The organism is Lysobacter sp. cf310 (assembly GCF_900114355.1).
Lineage (GTDB): Bacteria > Pseudomonadota > Gammaproteobacteria > Xanthomonadales > Xanthomonadaceae > Lysobacter.
In genome coordinates this window covers 268,297-283,415 of sequence record NZ_FOSS01000003.1, presented here as the reverse complement: position 1 = coordinate 283,415, position 15,119 = coordinate 268,297, and the positions used below count along the sequence as shown (strand labels likewise).

General features: G+C 58.6%; 21 protein-coding genes. 18 read left to right on the top strand and 3 right to left on the bottom strand.

Going from position 1 to position 15,119, the window contains the following annotated elements:
- Window positions 1-664: 664 nt before the first annotated feature.
- Complete coding sequence (locus tag BMZ45_RS21280) at window positions 665-1,246, top strand: NMCC_0638 family (lipo)protein (RefSeq protein ID WP_139215496.1); 582 nt, start codon at window positions 665-667, stop codon at window positions 1,244-1,246.
- Between the two features lie 70 nt (window positions 1,247-1,316).
- Window positions 1,317-1,985 (top strand): toxin-antitoxin system YwqK family antitoxin, encoded by a 669-nt coding sequence (locus tag BMZ45_RS12620; protein WP_091636906.1) that lies wholly within the window; start codon window positions 1,317-1,319, stop codon window positions 1,983-1,985.
- Between the two features lie 201 nt (window positions 1,986-2,186).
- Here the strand turns inward: BMZ45_RS12620 and BMZ45_RS21275 are convergent, their stop codons facing one another.
- On the bottom strand, window positions 2,187-2,384 hold the full coding sequence (locus BMZ45_RS21275; RefSeq protein WP_139215495.1) for a hypothetical protein: 198 nt from the start codon (window positions 2,382-2,384) through the stop codon (window positions 2,187-2,189).
- A gap of 103 nt (window positions 2,385-2,487) precedes the next feature.
- Here BMZ45_RS21275 and BMZ45_RS12610 point away from each other — a divergent pair, with 103 nt between their 5' ends.
- From BMZ45_RS12610 to BMZ45_RS22125, 16 genes are all read left to right on the top strand, one after another.
- Entirely contained in the window at window positions 2,488-2,859 is a 372-nt protein-coding gene (locus BMZ45_RS12610) for a hypothetical protein (protein ID WP_139215494.1), read from the top strand.
- 54 nt (window positions 2,860-2,913) lie between these two features.
- Window positions 2,914-3,234: a hypothetical protein gene (locus BMZ45_RS21270; RefSeq protein WP_139215493.1), complete on the top strand. Its 321-nt coding sequence runs from the start codon at window positions 2,914-2,916 to the stop codon at window positions 3,232-3,234.
- A 654-nt stretch (window positions 3,235-3,888) separates the two neighbouring features.
- Window positions 3,889-4,164: a DUF7919 family protein gene (locus BMZ45_RS21265; protein WP_139215492.1), complete on the top strand. Its 276-nt coding sequence runs from the start codon at window positions 3,889-3,891 to the stop codon at window positions 4,162-4,164.
- Window positions 4,165-4,222: 58 nt separating this feature from the next.
- On the top strand, window positions 4,223-4,618 hold the full coding sequence (locus BMZ45_RS21260; protein ID WP_139215491.1) for a hypothetical protein: 396 nt from the start codon (window positions 4,223-4,225) through the stop codon (window positions 4,616-4,618).
- 57 nt (window positions 4,619-4,675) lie between these two features.
- The gene (locus tag BMZ45_RS12605) at window positions 4,676-4,972 is read left to right on the top strand and encodes a hypothetical protein (protein ID WP_091636903.1); all 297 of its coding nucleotides are present in this window, start codon (window positions 4,676-4,678) and stop codon (window positions 4,970-4,972) included.
- A 52-nt stretch (window positions 4,973-5,024) separates the two neighbouring features.
- The gene (locus tag BMZ45_RS21255; protein WP_343124206.1) at window positions 5,025-5,534 is read left to right on the top strand and encodes a 2'-5' RNA ligase family protein; all 510 of its coding nucleotides are present in this window, start codon (window positions 5,025-5,027) and stop codon (window positions 5,532-5,534) included.
- A gap of 725 nt (window positions 5,535-6,259) precedes the next feature.
- Entirely contained in the window at window positions 6,260-6,841 is a 582-nt protein-coding gene (locus BMZ45_RS21250) for an NMCC_0638 family (lipo)protein (RefSeq protein ID WP_139215489.1), read from the top strand.
- 104 nt (window positions 6,842-6,945) lie between these two features.
- On the top strand, window positions 6,946-7,284 hold the full coding sequence (locus BMZ45_RS12595) for a hypothetical protein (protein WP_139215488.1): 339 nt from the start codon (window positions 6,946-6,948) through the stop codon (window positions 7,282-7,284).
- Window positions 7,285-7,520: 236 nt separating this feature from the next.
- Entirely contained in the window at window positions 7,521-7,823 is a 303-nt protein-coding gene (locus BMZ45_RS12590) for a DUF1330 domain-containing protein (protein WP_175489053.1), read from the top strand.
- Window positions 7,824-7,895: 72 nt separating this feature from the next.
- Window positions 7,896-8,345, top strand: coding sequence for a hypothetical protein (locus BMZ45_RS12585; protein WP_091636899.1), 450 nt, complete (start codon window positions 7,896-7,898; stop codon window positions 8,343-8,345).
- Between the two features lie 898 nt (window positions 8,346-9,243).
- Window positions 9,244-9,660: a hypothetical protein gene (locus BMZ45_RS12575; protein WP_091636897.1), complete on the top strand. Its 417-nt coding sequence runs from the start codon at window positions 9,244-9,246 to the stop codon at window positions 9,658-9,660.
- Window positions 9,661-9,718: 58 nt separating this feature from the next.
- Window positions 9,719-10,144, top strand: coding sequence for a hypothetical protein (locus BMZ45_RS21245; RefSeq protein ID WP_139215487.1), 426 nt, complete (start codon window positions 9,719-9,721; stop codon window positions 10,142-10,144).
- 361 nt (window positions 10,145-10,505) lie between these two features.
- Window positions 10,506-10,880, top strand: a complete 375-nt coding sequence (locus BMZ45_RS12570) for a VOC family protein (protein WP_091637247.1) — start codon at window positions 10,506-10,508, stop codon at window positions 10,878-10,880.
- A 296-nt stretch (window positions 10,881-11,176) separates the two neighbouring features.
- Window positions 11,177-11,503, top strand: a complete 327-nt coding sequence (locus tag BMZ45_RS12565; protein WP_091636896.1) for a nucleotide pyrophosphohydrolase — start codon at window positions 11,177-11,179, stop codon at window positions 11,501-11,503.
- Window positions 11,504-12,022: 519 nt separating this feature from the next.
- On the top strand, window positions 12,023-12,652 hold the full coding sequence (locus tag BMZ45_RS12560; RefSeq protein WP_091636895.1) for an HAD family hydrolase: 630 nt from the start codon (window positions 12,023-12,025) through the stop codon (window positions 12,650-12,652).
- A 451-nt stretch (window positions 12,653-13,103) separates the two neighbouring features.
- Window positions 13,104-13,226, top strand: coding sequence for a hypothetical protein (locus BMZ45_RS22125; protein ID WP_256374556.1), 123 nt, complete (start codon window positions 13,104-13,106; stop codon window positions 13,224-13,226).
- A 76-nt stretch (window positions 13,227-13,302) separates the two neighbouring features.
- Here BMZ45_RS22125 and hflD read toward each other — a convergent pair whose 3' ends face one another.
- Together hflD and mnmA are read right to left on the bottom strand one after the other, a co-directional pair.
- A complete protein-coding gene (gene hflD, locus BMZ45_RS12555) occupies window positions 13,303-13,935 on the bottom strand; it encodes a high frequency lysogenization protein HflD (protein ID WP_091636894.1) in 633 nt (210 codons plus the stop codon).
- Window positions 13,932-15,116: a tRNA 2-thiouridine(34) synthase MnmA gene (mnmA, locus tag BMZ45_RS12550; RefSeq protein ID WP_091636893.1), complete on the bottom strand. Its 1,185-nt coding sequence runs from the start codon at window positions 15,114-15,116 to the stop codon at window positions 13,932-13,934. The genes hflD and mnmA overlap by 4 nt, the downstream gene beginning before the upstream one ends.
- Window positions 15,117-15,119 lie beyond the last annotated feature (3 nt).

Sequence of the window (15,119 nt, the reverse complement as noted above, 5' to 3'; positions counted from 1 at the left end):
AGAAACGCAAACACAAAGTTCATGTTGCCCAGCTGACTGCTGGCGGCAAGTACGCCTATCCTTGGATCTCGCACTCAACCGGCGAGGCTGAGTTCACGGCAAGCTATGGCACCTGCTACTACAACGGTCTTGTCCTGGTTCGCGACCACGGCAGCATGTCTGGCGGCAACTACATTGACCAAGCCACTAGCGATGCGTACCGAGTTACTCAGTCCAAGGTCTAACAATCATTCAAGCCGAATCCACTTCGCGGGTCGGCTTAACTCAGGCGTTAGGCCGCATGAGCGATCTCGCTGAACCTCAAGCTCTGCTGCTCTCACTCCAGCGCGCCCTTCTCGGGGAAGTCCACCCTCAGTTGCGCCAAGCCTCGATTGAGGCCGACGGTGTCGGGCAGATCATCCGGCTCCGCTTTGAGTACGACGGCACTCCATCTGATGCCGCTAGAGAGAGTTGCTCATGCGCCGCTACTGAGGTAATTGCGGACTTTCCGAGCCTTTGGGACGTGGATGAGCAGCATGTTTCCGCCCCGGCCTCACCAGGGTTGTCACCTTTGGCGCATGTTGCATATCGGCGTGCCGAGCCCCAGCATGCGGCCTAACAATTCATTCAAGCCGAACCTGCTTCGCGGCTCGGCTTCAGGCGTTAGACAGCAGTGGAGGCAGTCATGAAATCCGTAGCTCTAGGAGCACTACTTGTCGCCGCTCACGCGGTCGCAGCTTCTGACCAGAAGCCCAGCTCGCCGGAAGGCACTGAAGCGCAGACTCTGTTCGCAAACACTTGCTTACTCCATTACACCTCAGGCCAAAAAATACCTCAAAAATTTAACAATAATCCGGAATACCTCCATCTCCCAGATGAGCAAGCCAGAAGGTTTCTCGATGACAACAAAGGCGATGTATGGGTGTTTCGCACTCAACACAGTCAATACGCCGTTGCACTCGCTAGCAACAGCCTTTGCACGCTCTATTCTCGTACTGCGGATACAGAACAAGAGTGGAAACAATTTGACAAATTTACCTCTCGGATTTTTACGCGTGTAGAGAAGCTTGTAGACCCCAAAAAGCAGAGCGGCGAACAGACCTACCAATCTGTGCTGTACCTGACTCAGCGAGACCCAATTCCCATAGTCACACTAACGACTGATAGCAACAAAAGCGGCGACAGATTTTCGGCCAAACTTAGTGTTCTTTGGCTGCCTAAAGAGCTTGCTCTATCCTTCCGCAATGAGATCAGCAAGCCTGACTAGCCTGCTGTCTAACAATTCGTTCAAGCCGACGCCGCTTCGCGGCGCGGCTTAATTCAGGCGTTAGGCCGCTATGACAGATCTCCAAATAGCCGAGATTCCCTACCCGTCGGGCGCGGTTCGATTCCGTTACTCTCGCTACCTATCTGCGGATGGCTCCGCTTGGGTGCGGCACGGTTTGTTCTGTGCGTATCACAAGGACGGCTCGCTAGCGTCCGAGGGCAACTACGAGCACGGCCAAGAGCATGGGCAATGGCGGGACTACCACACCAATGGGCAGCTTGCCGCGGAGGGGTCCTATGCAAATGGCGCTGAGACTGGCATTTGGCGTTACTGGTCAGCGGATGGCTCTCCTGAACCATCGGGCGCGGCCAAACAATTCATTCAAGCCGAAGCCGCTTCGCGGCTCGGCTTAATTCAGGAGTTAGATGCCATGAGAAGGCTTTCAGCACTTGCAGCAGCAATCATTGCAATCGCTCTTCCCTTCTACGTGTACTGCGCCCTCAGCCCGGGGCCTGACTTCCGTGATGGTGCGATGATGTGGCTGCTCCTAATGCTCTTCAGCCTTTTTGTTTCTTTGGTTCTTAGCGGCACCGCAGGGCATCTTGGGCAGGCTTCCTACATGGCACTCCCCGCTCCCCGGCCGCTCCTTCGCAAACTTGAGCTTGGGGTCACTATGCTTCCGGTTCCGTTGCTGGTGCTTGTGGTCGTGGGGTGGGTCGTTGTTAGGGCTGTCACCTAACAATTCATTCAAGCCGAACCCGCTTCGCGGCTCGGCTTAATTCAGGCGTTAGGTTGCACAATGGGCCCTTTTCAAGACGGATGGACAGAGCAAGACGTTGAGGCTGTGATAGCTCGTGGCATTCCTGACGAGCTTTTATACGTGCCAATCGTCATAACCATGGATCCACCCGACTGCGATTGGTCGGAGGCCATTTGCCTATCACTCTCCCAACATCCGCACTTCAATGTTCGGGGCAATGCAGTTCTCGGTTTCGGCCACTTGGCTCGTACTTGCGGTCGGCTCAATCTGGCGGCCGTTGTGCCGGTTATTGCAGCTGCGCTCCTCGATGACCATGAGTATGTCCGTGGCCACGCAGAGGATGCAGCAGATGATGTCATGCACTATCTTGGAGTTCATGTCCTTGGTTACGCTTCAAAGGGCGCAACCTAACAATTCATTCAAGCCGAACCCGCTTCGCGGGTCGGCTTAATTCAGGCGTTCGGCCCCGCGAGGAATCGCCGTGAGACTCCCTTTGTATTTCATTTTCCTTCCGACCAGCGCACTCGTTGCTGCAGCGTTGCAGGTAAATGAGGCGGGCATGGCAAAGGCCTGGGTTTGGACAACGCATGAGCATGATCGCACTGGCTCAGATCACTCTCAGCAAGAACTTGAACAAGCCTTTTGGGCTGACTTTCAGGCGAATCTCATCTATGACGACGAGACTGAGGCCCAGAAGAGCTTCCGCAACTTCTGCGTTCAACTTGGGTTTTCTGGGTGTTGGACCGTCGTTCAAACTGGCTGGGGCGGCCCAGCCGAGGACTTGATTGAGTCTGGCTGCAAGGCCATGGACTTTCTCCGTAGCCACAGCTCCGTCGATCCGGGCGTGGCCTAACTAGTCATTCACGCCGACGCCTTCGGCGCGGCTTAACTCATGGCGTTAGGCACCATGTCAGAGATCCTGCTCTTCACAGTCGAAGAGACCTCTAAGCTTTCGGGGCGTCCGGGACTGGTCCTTGTTCCCGGAATTCCTAACAAGACTGGCCTTCCATCGATTCGGATAGGTGCTCCAATTTTCATTGTCACGCCCAACGGCGACCGCATCGATACGCAAATAGCTGGCGTCGAAATGATCAACTATGGCCGTAGGCCGCTTCCGGAGAATCCTTCTGTGCCCATTGGCTTGCCGTCCTCGGTGTCCAAGACCCAGATTCCTCTCGGCAGCAAGGTCTATCTCGCCAGCACTGGTGGAGATCGCGCTGGTGCCTAACAATTCATTCAAGCCGAACCCGCTTCGCGGGTCGGCTTAATTCAGGCGTTAGGGCGCAATGGAAGTATTTCCGCCACCCGGTCCATCGAAATCTGAGCTGCTTGCAGTTTCCAAGGGGCTCAGAGGTTGCGACGCGGCAGCGATTGATCGCGCAGTCGCATTTCTAGTGCAAGAGAGTCGGGGCAACTGGCACAACCGCGCCAGGGCCAAGTTCTCGCGCAGGCTAAAGCACTGCCAGCTTCAGCCTAACCAATCCAAAGCATTAGTCGACTGCGTTCTTGCCCGCCTGCAACGCGGCTACTTTTTTGAACAGTTTGCCGATCAGCTCAGGCTCGCGTTACATCTTGATCGGGACGCACTACTGACAGCCGCCCAAGAAGTCGCAAACAGCCGGCTCCCCCATGTGCAGCGGTATGCTAATTGGGTACTCTCTGCCCATGGGGCCGGGTTTCGCCCTAACAATTCATTCAAGCCGAACCCGCTTCGCGGGTCGGCTTAATCCAGGCGTTAGGCCGCGAGATGACATCACTTAGAGACCTAGATCCTTGCTTCGAATGCGAGACACTACTGGCGGTCGGCTGGCTTGGACGGAGCTCCGAGTTCCCCACGGGAGCGGCGCCAGATGAGTTCGTCCAAAAGCTCAAAGAGCTTTGCGTGAACCCCTGGCAGCCATTCGTTACCGCTGGCCTCCATTCTTGCGAGCTGTGTCAGTTCGATGCACCGAAATTTTCTGCCAATATTTTCATTCCTTTCGAGGGAAGAATCTTTGTGGCGCCGGTGGGAATCGTTCACTACATTGCGGCGCATTGGTATTTGCCGCCCTCCCGATTCCAGGAGGCTGTTATGCATTGCCCCAGCATGCGCAGCATGGAGTACAAAAAGGCCATTCTTTCCAACGGCGGCCGCCCCTTGATCACCGGAGCGGCCTAACAATTCATTCAAGCCGAACCCGCTTCGCGGGTCGGCTTAATTCAGGCGTTAGGCGCGCATGTTCAACGACTCCGCAGGCTGCCTGATCACCGGGACCGAGTACACGTCGAAGCATCGGCGCTTCTCGCTCATTCTCCAGCCCGCCGATGGCACCCCCGAGTTCAAGGTTTCCTTCACCGATGTCGCCGCCTATCGCTTCAACAAATCGCACTTTGGCATCATCACTTCGGTCTCTGTTTCACCACTCGATGAACTTACTGGCGACTGGGATCAAATGCTGGTCGCAGATCAGTCGGGACTTTGGCCGGGCAGACTTCCTGGATCCCCCACTGAGGCAGCCGCTATGGCTTCACGCCTAGGGCTGCGTGGCTTTACCATCTCCCTAGACTCAGGTGAGCGGGCGTGGGCTATTAGCAGTGACTTCGTTCTGTTGGGCCGTCGGCAGCGCGCCTAACAATTCATTCAAGCCGAAGCCGCTTCGCGGCTCGGCTTAATTCAGGCGTTAGGCCTCATGACCGACGACGACATTCGCCAATTGTTGGGTGACCATCGTATTGTCGGGCTACCAGACGTCGTAATGGAACGGGAGTTTGCTCTTGGCCTTGTCGCGTCTGGTGACCCAGAGTTCCTGCTGAAGGTTCCAGAGCCTTGGCGCACGGGGATCATTGAATTCGGTAAGACTTTGAAGGGTGAGTGGTATGAGATATCCAACAACGGCGTGATCGATTACTCCAGCCATGCCAGTGCTTTGAAGAAGCTAGTCACGAAATATCTAGAGCAGGCCCAAGGGAGCGCCAGTGAGGCCTAACAATTCATTCAAGCCGAAGCCGCTTAGCGGCTCGGCTTAATTCAGGCGTTATATGGCAGAGCAAACACTATCGCGGCCGACAAGGCGACAGCTCAGCCTCTTTCTCCCCGAGCCTCAGCGATCGTTTGTCGAGCCAATCCGACAAAGGCTTGACCCGATACAACACGCTCTGATTCCTGCGCACGTAACGCTTTGCCGTCACGAGGAACTACCTGAGTTGCAGCAACTCGTCCGACGACTTGAGCGCTTGGAGCCTTTCTCCATCACCATGAAATTTGGAGCGCCACAGGAATTGCCAGATGGATGCGTGCTCCTCCGTCCATCCCTGGGCGCCGAGGCGTTTCATGCGCTACGGCAGCTCCTCCTGGGAAAGTCGGCCCGTGCATACGGTGCGCACCTCACATTGCTGCATCCCCGCAACGCAAGCGGCGCTATTCCCGATCTGGCAGACATCTCACGTGAGTTGGCTGACCTGGTGGTCCCGTTCAACACCATATCGCTCATTGAGCAGTACGGCAGTGATCCATGGCATGTGAAAGGTGCGTACGGGCCTGCCATCTAACAATTCGTTCAAGCCGAGCCCGCTTCGCGGCCGCGGAAATCGCATTAAGATTGAGCCATCGCCGCGGCCGCAAATCGGTCCGGCTTAACTCAGGCGTTAGGCCTCATGAATCCAGTACATCGCTGGCACCACGTTCGTGTGATAGCCATTCATGCCAAAGACCTCAGATATACAATCTACGCAAGAAGGGCTTGCCAGAGATCTTCTTTACCAGTCCTAAGCGACTGGAAGGCTTAACAATTAATTCAAGCCGACATCGCTTCGCGGCGCGACTAATTTGGGGTGTTGGTGTCCATGCCGGATATTCTCGAACTCAGAGACAGCACTGGAGCTCTCCGAGCATTTGAAGTGCCTGACTCTTTTACCAATCTCTGGGCTCTGTGCCGAGAGTTGCAAAAGATGCCTGGTCTCTTATTTCCGAGCCAATCCAGGAAAGCGAGCTTCTTCTCAGCGCCGCCCGCCTGTGAGTTCCTGTTCCAAGCCGGACGATACGAGATCCATCACATGAACGATGGCTTCTGGCTTGGGCCAGCGGGGGACGGAGTTGCCCTTCGCCAGACGGAGTTGCTGCTCAGTCATGTACGGCATCATGTCATCGATCGCCGTTGGCACCGATTCGTCGCTGCCGTTCTCCCCAGCTAGGGCGGGCGCTAACATCCCATTTCGGGCCGAAGCCGCTTTGCGGCTCGGCAAAATTCAGGCGTCAGACCGCGCACGAGGGATGCATGCAAATTTTTGTAAGAGCAACAATAGCCGTTCTTGCCATGTGCTCGCTCACTGCCGGAGCGACTCCGCCGACCTACGACGAGCCGACGGAAATCTTCCTGAACTACTGCATTCCTCACTTTATCTCAACGGGACAAGAGCTTGATCAGAGAATGCCAAGGGAGGGGCGGAGGATGCTGTCTGAGCAAGTGGCACCAAGCTTTCTTGAGCATACGCCAGGCAAGGCGTGGCTTGTTAGAGCTAGCGAAACATCTATGTACGTCGTTTCAATTGCAGACGACCGTACCTGCAGAGTTTATGCGAGGGAAGCCGATCGGGATGTCGCATGGAGCAATTTCGACAAGGCCTCAAGTTTCTATTTCAAGCCTTTAGTTCCAATTCCGCTCCCCCCACAAGAGGAGAGCGGTCCGCGTCGCACAAAGGGTCTCTACTTCGGTGCCGACCCCAAAAAATCTACTCCAGTCATGCTCATAACGACGGATAGTTCTGGCGCTAAGGACCAGTTCGCGATTAGATTTAGCATGTACTTCCTTGTCCGAGAAGATGTCGAGAGAATTCTAAAGACAGGCAAGGCAGATTGATCGCTATCTGGAAATCTTTTGGCGAAGCCGCTTCGCGGCTCGGCTAAACTCTGGTGGCAAGGTCCAATGACAGGATCTAACGAGTTCTTTCCTTAGGAGGCAGCATGTCCGGTTCCGCTTTGAAGACAAACACGGTCGGGATGGTGGTGTCATTTTCTATTTTTGTAGGTCTGGTCGGTTACACCGTCTATAAATTGATGAATGGCACACCGGACGACGAGCTCAACTGGACATTCTGGGCTGCTGCCACAACTTACATCGCATTCTTGGTGTTTGTAGGCAAGCTTTCTGCGCTCACAGGCAGCAATGGCGTGCTCTATGTTCTCGCCTGCATCTTCATCTTTCCTGCGGGCTTCATCTACACGCTAATTCGTATGCTCTACAATTCGCGGCAGGCCGCGCAAAAAGCGAAGCGCGGCCCACGTTCTGAGCCGGTCTTCTGACTAGACGCTCAATCAAGCCGTGCGGGATGGATTTTCGATGCAATCATGCGCTGCGATCCGCGCGGCCGCTTAGCTTAGGCGTCAGGTCCAGGAGAAGATCATGCAACCGCGTACTCTTTGGTCAATCAACCCGAGCGGCGAGGATTCAGCGTGATGCCTGGCTCCAGCAATCCATTCAAGCCGAAGCCGTTTAGCCGCGCGGCTTAACTCAGGTGTTAGGCGGCATTAGACGGTTCGTGACCGCATGCCTCATAGCCAACATCACCGTCAAAGATCCGGATTGCTTCAAGGCGTATGTCGCTGGAGCTCCGGCAATCGTTGCTCGTTTCGGTGGCAAGTACATTGTTCGAGGCGGCGCTTCAGAGATTCTTGAGGGGCAACCACAAATCAACCGCACGGTGGTCATTGAGTTCCCGAGTCTGCAACATGGCAAAGCCTTCTACGCTGACCCGGAGTACCAAAAGCTGGTGCGCATTCGGCAAGTGGGATCGGACACTCATATGTTTTGCATCGAAAGCTATCACGGCTATGCTGCCTAGTAGTTCATTCAAGCCAAAGCCGCTTCGCGGGTCGGCTTGACTCAGACATCAGGCCTTGATCAGACACTTCTCATGCCCATCGATTTCGACAGTATGATTTATCTAGATGCCGAGGACCTGGCCGAGGGTGGCATCGGTGAGGCTTATCGCCTGCTTATGCCAGAGCTTGCGCACTATGTTCCAACGCCAGCTCCCATCGAGGAATTTATTGATGATGAGATTCCTCGCTACGCTATTCGGGCCTTGGGCCAAGAGTTCGTCATCTATTCACCCGATACCCCCGAGGATTCAAATAGCTGGGCCACGGCAGCCTACGTACTCTTCAAAATCGTCAATGATCAGCTTGCCACCTCGGGCATCCGCTTTTATGCCTACTCAAGCGGCAATGATCTGGGCGGGATGTTCCTCAGCCCAGAGGCCGTGGAGGAATCAAGAGAGTCGCTCTGGGCCGACCAGCTACCATACATTCCCACACTGCAAGCGCCTTGGTACGGGCAGCGAGACTCCGGGCAGGAGACCTGACAATTTCAGGCGGAAGCCGCTTTGCGGCTTGGCTTAATTCAGGCGCTAGGGCGCACAGCATGCCAATCGCGATTGCTCTAATAGTCTCTTATTCGATTTGCCTGATAGTGGCCGGGCATGGCGCACTTCCGCTGGTCGCAGTCCTCTTCGTTGGCGGTGTTGACTCTTGGTTGATCGCCGGGAAGGTAATGGGCTGGCTGGGAATCCTTTCCTTGCTATTCGCTACATTCGGCCTCCGTCGAAAATCCGTAGCGCAGTTCGTCCTCCAGCTTCTTTCGTCCGTGCTGCTCTATGCCTCGTGGTTTGATATCGCGCGGCACACGGACAACGAGAGCGGTTCCTTAACCGCGACGGCAATCTTTTCCATTCTATTCCAGGTTACGTTTCTGGTCTCTGTCGTGTGGTTGATAGTTCAGCTAAAGAAATCACGGGCGGGTAGCGCAAGTGCGCCCTAACAATTCATTCAAGCCGAACCCGCCTCGCGGCTCGGCTTAATTCAGGCGTTAGCGCTCATGCCCGACATCCCGGCAAACGTTTGGAAAGGTGTCCCATTAAAGTTTGTTTCGCAATGGCATCACGCCTTTTCTGAAAGGCCTGCAAAGATCCGCGTCCACTCTCCTTGCCCCGTCTGTGGTCAGCAGGCATTGTGCCGTTGGCATGGCGGTGGTCGTGATCTTTGAGAGTGGTGCCAATCCTGCTTCTGCTACGAGCATTCCTCTGCGCTTCTCCCCGCAGACTGGAGCCCGGAATTGGCAGTACAACCTGTCGGCGTTACAGCGCAGCCTACAGCTATCGTCATTGCGCTAAGAGTTGCTGGCATTCTATGGGCGCTAACAATTCATTAAAGCCGAACCCGCTTCGCGGCTCGGCTCAACTCAACTCAGGCGTTAGGATTCGCATGAGCGATCAGCACGAGCGAGATAGGATTGATGCACTCATCGGTGCCTTCTTTTCGGCCTTCGACAATCGCGGTGGCGTTCTGCCGGAGCTGAAGCGTGTCGTCGACTGCTTCAGTGATAAGGCGGTTATTGTTCGCCATTCTAAAGCCGCGACGGCTATCTACACTCCACTCGAGTTTGCGTTGCCGCGTATTGATCTACTTGCAGGGGGCGCGCTGCGAGACTTTCATGAATACGAGACCGACTCAAGCACGTCGATTTTTGGCGGCATAGCGACTCGTACGTCACGCTACAGCAAGCTCGGGATACTCAACGATAGCGACTACTCGGGGTCAGGCACCAAGTGCTTCCAGCTTGTAGATCTAAGCGATGGGTGGCGCATATCCTCGCTTGCCTGGGTCGACGACGATGCCTGACAATTCATTCAAGCCGAACCTGCTTCGCGACACGGCTTAACTCGGAGTTTCGGCCCATATGAAAAATCTGCTCAAGGCGAGTGTCGGTTTTTCTGCTGGCTGGACTGCCGCCATGGTGGCGTCCCTCTGCTGCTCGGTTGCCGTGTTTCCCCACCATCTTCAAGTGCCCACTTTATTTGGTCTGTCGCACCTCGCACTGTCTGGTGCGCTCGATGGCGCTGCTTTGCCACTATTCGTAACATGGCTTGTCAGCCTCAGATACGCGCTTTCGCCCCGCGCTGCGACGGTGATATCGGTTGCCGTGGTCTGTCCCATCCTGTCGTGGCGCTTGTACAGAGTGTGGGACAACTACGGTGCGTTTCCCAATTGGATGCCCCAGCTGGAGCTCCTTGTTTTGCTGCCAACCTGTGTTGCTGCTGGCTATGTTTTCGGATTCGTTTTCAATAGAGTGGGGCCTGGCGTGTCGCTTCGCGGGGCGGCTTAATTCAGGCGCTAGCGCTATGGAATGGATATAGGAAACGGTGAAAGGAAGCAGGCTCTGGCTCTGGTAGGCCTGGCGATCTTCTGGCTTGGAGCTGCGTACGCGTTTCGCGACGGTCTCGGTCTTGTTGTCTTCTTGGCCCTTGGAGTGGCTACTTTCGTGCAACTCATTCGGGTTGCGCTGCGTGGCGGCGACAACAAGACCCTCAGGCAACTCTGGCCGGCATTCAAAGATGCGTTCTGGGGAATAGGGTGAAGCTCAAGGAGTGGCTTGCATCGCCCGTCGTGCCTGAACAATCATGCGATTCGAAGCCGGCTTTGTGGGTCGGCTCAATGTCGGCGTTTGGCTTTATAGGGGAGGGCGCATGAATCTGGAGACGATTGAGATCAAAGCGTTTGTTCCGGCCCGTGAGCTTGCAGAGTCGATAGCTTTCTACGAGGCGCTCGGCTTCGAAGCGACGATGGAGTCGGATGAGCTCGCTTATCTTCGTTTTGGCAAGACTTCATTCCTGCTTTCGCAGTTCTACAATCCGGAGCATGCGAACAATTTCGTAATGCACATGCTTGTCTCAAGTGCAGACGATTGGTATCGGAACGTCGAGGCGTCGGATGTTGTCGCAAAGTTCGCGATTCGCCTCAGTCCGCCAGATGATAGGCCCTGGGGGATCAGAGACTTCACACTCATCGATCCGACAGGTGTGCTTTGGCGCATTGGACACGTCATTCCGGCTGAACTCTAACTATTCATTAGAAAAATCGACACAACCGTGGCGGTCGAAAAACTCAATGCGGATCTACGGGTCATCCTGGCTGGCGAGTCTCGTATCATGCTTTTGGACGTCTAAGATGCGGCCCGGCAGTCATTCAGGCCGAACTCGCTTCGTCTATGGACAAAGACAGGAAGACCCGCTTCGATCCCGTGGAATCACCGGAGTTGTTGCGCAAATGAGGGCCGGCCTGCCCAGGTCGGAGCCCGGTTATTCATCCGAGGCGAGGGTACTCCTCGGCTCGGCTCAACAGGTGCCATGCGAGCGACATGAAGTTCAGCGACATCGAGACATTAGCGCTACAGCTAAACGAGCTTTACGAGCAGCTCGAGATCAAGAGGTATGGGCGTATCTGGAGCACAGAAGAGCTTGCGCTCGGCTTCGTAGGCGACGTGGGCGATCTGGCAAAGCTGATCCAGGCGAACGCGGGCATCAGACATATCGACGATTGCAAAGCAAAACTCGGGCATGAATTGTCGGACTGTTTATGGTCCATTATTGTGCTTGCGAATAAGTGCGGCATTGACTTGGAGGCGGAGTTTGTCAAGAACACCGGCGAGTTGGCTGCATCTATATCCAGCGAGCTGGATGCGTAGCAATCGGTTCGACCGATGCGGCATCGCGGCTCGGCCCGATTCGGGTGTTAGGCCTGTTGCCAGCCATCGGAGATGGTCGACAGGCTTTAATTCGCTCCCAAATCGCTCGTTTGCTTGCTTTGCGCTGATCGTAAGTCCAACCCTCGCGCATGCTTCGGACCCCACTGAGTTGGCGGTATTCCTCTATGCGGCTCTCGCTGTTGTCTTTGCCATCGTCTTTGCTGTCACTTGGCTGTTGACCAGGCGCATGTCCAAACACTGGCTCAAGGTATCGATCAGGACGGCGGTGGTTCTCCTGTTTTGGACACCTGTTCCATTGGGAGGCGCCGGCTATTGGTGGCCCGCGCCCTTCGCCCTGTTCGCTTCGTGAGTTGCAGGGGACATGACTGACCTAGGCGATGCTGGACCGCGGTTGTCCATAGATGGATCGCGTCGTGATCGGGCACTGTCGTGGCCATTGCGCTCGGCCCTCGGCGCGCGACGCGCTAGGCTGGCGTTCCGGTTCCAGGCGCATTTGCGATGACGATACGGGCGGTGGTGTTCGACGTGTACGGCACCCTGGTGCGCATAGGCGAACGGCGTGCGCCGTTCCGGGCGTTGCTGGCGCGGATGGAGGCGGCGGGGCGGGCGCGACAGGCCGGCGACGCCGCGACGATCATGAGCCGGCGGCTCGACCTGGCTGGCGCCGCGGGGTTGCTCGGGGCCGATCTGTCCGCATCGGAGCTGGCCGCGCTGGAGGGCGACCTGCAGGCCGAACTGGCATCGGTGCGCCTGTTCCCCGACACCCTGGGCGTGCTGCAGGCTCTGGCCGGGCGGGGCCTCACGCTCGGCCTGTGCTCCAACCTGGCCGCGCCCTATGCGGCGCCGGTGCTGGCCCTGCTGCCGCCCTTGGACGCCTACGCCTGGAGCTTCGAGGTCGGCGCGATCAAGCCCGAACCGGCGATCTATGCCCACGTCTGCCGCGAGCTCGGCTGTGAGCCCGCGCAGGTGCTGATGGTGGGCGATACGCCCGAAGCCGATCTGCACGGCCCGCGCCGGTTCGGCATGCGTAGCCTGCTGCTGCGGCGCGAGGGGGCGAGGCCGGGCGATGAGGCGGCCGACACGATCTCGGACCTCGGCGGGGTGGTGGAGGCGCTGCACGTCCCGTGACCGGTGGGCTGCGGTGAGCGGCAGCGAAGCGCATCGCGTCGCAAGTCCGTTCCCGCGTCGGGCTGGCCCATTCCTGCGCTCACATGGCTGTTTCCGTGGCCGGAGCGAGCCGGGCTGGGCCGCAGTCGGGGGCGTGGCGATGCGGTTCGCTGTGCTCACCACGTCCTACGGCTGGCTAGTTTTGCGGCCGGCTGGGTTGCCTTGCATGTATCGCGATGAATGCATCGCGATGAATGCATCGCCATCTTCGCGAACCGGTAGCCCGCCGGATTTGGCCGGCGTTTCAAGTGCGCGGCGTATTCTTCATAAGCAGGACACATCGCCGCAGGACCGCGATGCGAAGACGCGAAGCAGGTCGCATTCCGCGGCGCTGCGCCGCACGGCGACGTGACGGCATTCGCAGATGCAAAACGCGTGCTGGTGTGTGATTTGCACGCACAGGGGGAATGCCATGAAGACCGTCAAATCCGTCCGAGCCGACCGGCTCGATCGCGCCTTGCGTTGGGCCCTGGGCCTGACCCTGATCGCCGCGGTGGCCTGGGCCTGGGCCCAAGGCGGCGCCTCCGGCCTCTAAGGCCAGACACGCGCTTGCCGGTGGCGGTTGTCCCCGGATTGCGAATAACCGCCGCCAGGCTGGCCGCGGTTCCGATTCAGTCGAGATAGGCGTTGAGCGCCGCGATCATGTCGCGCCGGCGCAGCAGGAAGTCCCACAAGCTGCCGCCCAGCTGGCGCCACAGCACGGCCGAGCGCACCGCCGCCAGCAGCACCGCGCGCACTTCCGCGACCACGTTGGCCTGGCCCAGGTAATGCGGATTGCCCTGCACCAGCACGCGCGGGCGCAGGTGGCTCAGGGTTTCGGCGTACAGCCCGCCCAGCGCGGCCAGCACGTCCGGATGGGCGCTGCCCAGGCGTTCGGCGGCGCCGGACTGGGCGCGGATGCCGGCCTGCACGCGTTCGGCCATGGCCGAGTCGCGCACGAAACGGCGCTCCAGCTGCATCACCGCCATCGCCAGGCGCGGCAGTTGCTCGTCCTTGGTGTCGTTGACGAAGTAATCGCGCAGCAGCACCAGGCCGGGGCGCAGGGCCTCGGTGCCACCGTAGACCTGGGCGGGCGAGCCGGCGTCGATGCGAAACACCGAATCCAGCGCGGTGCCCAGCACGGCGGCGTTGGCCTGGCCGGTGTCGGCGATGCGGCGGACCTGGGCCAGGGCCTGGACCAGGCCGGCCAGGGCGAGCACGCGTTCGGAAATCGCCGAGGCAGCGGGGGAGGCGGTGGAGCTCATGCGGCATTGACCTTCAAATGTTGTTCCAGCGGCGCGTCGGTGGCGGCGATCACGGCGCCGCCCAGGCAGACCTCGCCGTCGTACAGCACCAGCGATTGACCGGGGGTGACCGCGCGTTGCGGGCGCGCGAAGCGCACCTGCAGGCGGCCGTCGTCCAGCACTTCGACCTCGCAGGCCTCGTCGGGCTGGCGGTAGCGGGTTTGCGCGCTGCAGGCGAAGCGCCGCGCGGGCGGCGCGCCGTCGATCCAGTGCGCGGTTTCCGACCACAGCGCCTGCGAACGCAGCCAGCGGCTGTCGCTGCCCTGGTCCACGTACAGCACGTTGCGTGCGACGTCCTTGCCGACCACGTACCAGGGCGCCGCCTCGTAGCCGCGCACGCCGCCGATATTGAGGCCTTCGCGCTGGCCGAGGGTGAAATAGAACACGCCGGCGTGGCGGCCGATCGCGCGGCCGTCCGCGCGATCGCCGTCGACGGCGCGGATCTCGCCTTCGCGCGCGGGCAGGTAGCGCGACAGGAACTCGCGGAAGTCGCGCTCGCCGATGAAGCAGATGCCGGTCGAGTCCTTCTTGGCCGCGGTCGGCAGACCGGCGTCCAGGGCCATCTGGCGCACGTCGCGCTTGATCAGGTCGCCCAGCGGGAACTGGGTGGAGGCCAGCTGGGCCTGGCCGAGCTGGTGCAGGAAATAGCTCTGGTCCTTGCCGCGGTCGGCTGCGCGCAGCAGGCGCTGGCGGCCGCCGACGCGCTCGACCCGCGCGTAGTGACCGGTGGCGATGAATTCGGCGCCCAGCTCATGGGCGGCGTCCAGGAAGTGCTTGAACTTGATTTCGCGGTTGCACAGCACGTCCGGGTTGGGCGTGCGGCCGGCCGCGTATTCGGCCAGGAAGTGGGCGAACACGCCGTCCCAGTACTGGCTGGAGAAATCGCGGAAGTGGATGGGGAGGCCGAGCCGGCCGCAGACCGCGACCGCGTCGCGGCGGTCGTCCTCGGCCCGGCAGTCGCTCTTGCCGGCCGCTTTCGGCTTCCTGCCTTCAGCGGCACTCGCGCTGTCCTGCGCATCGTCCTCGGCCCAGTTCTGCATGAACAAGCCCGCGATCGGCTCGCCGGCATCGCGCAGGCGCAGCGCGGCCACCGACGAGTCGACGCCGCCGGACATACCCACCACGGTGCGTACCGAAGCCACTGC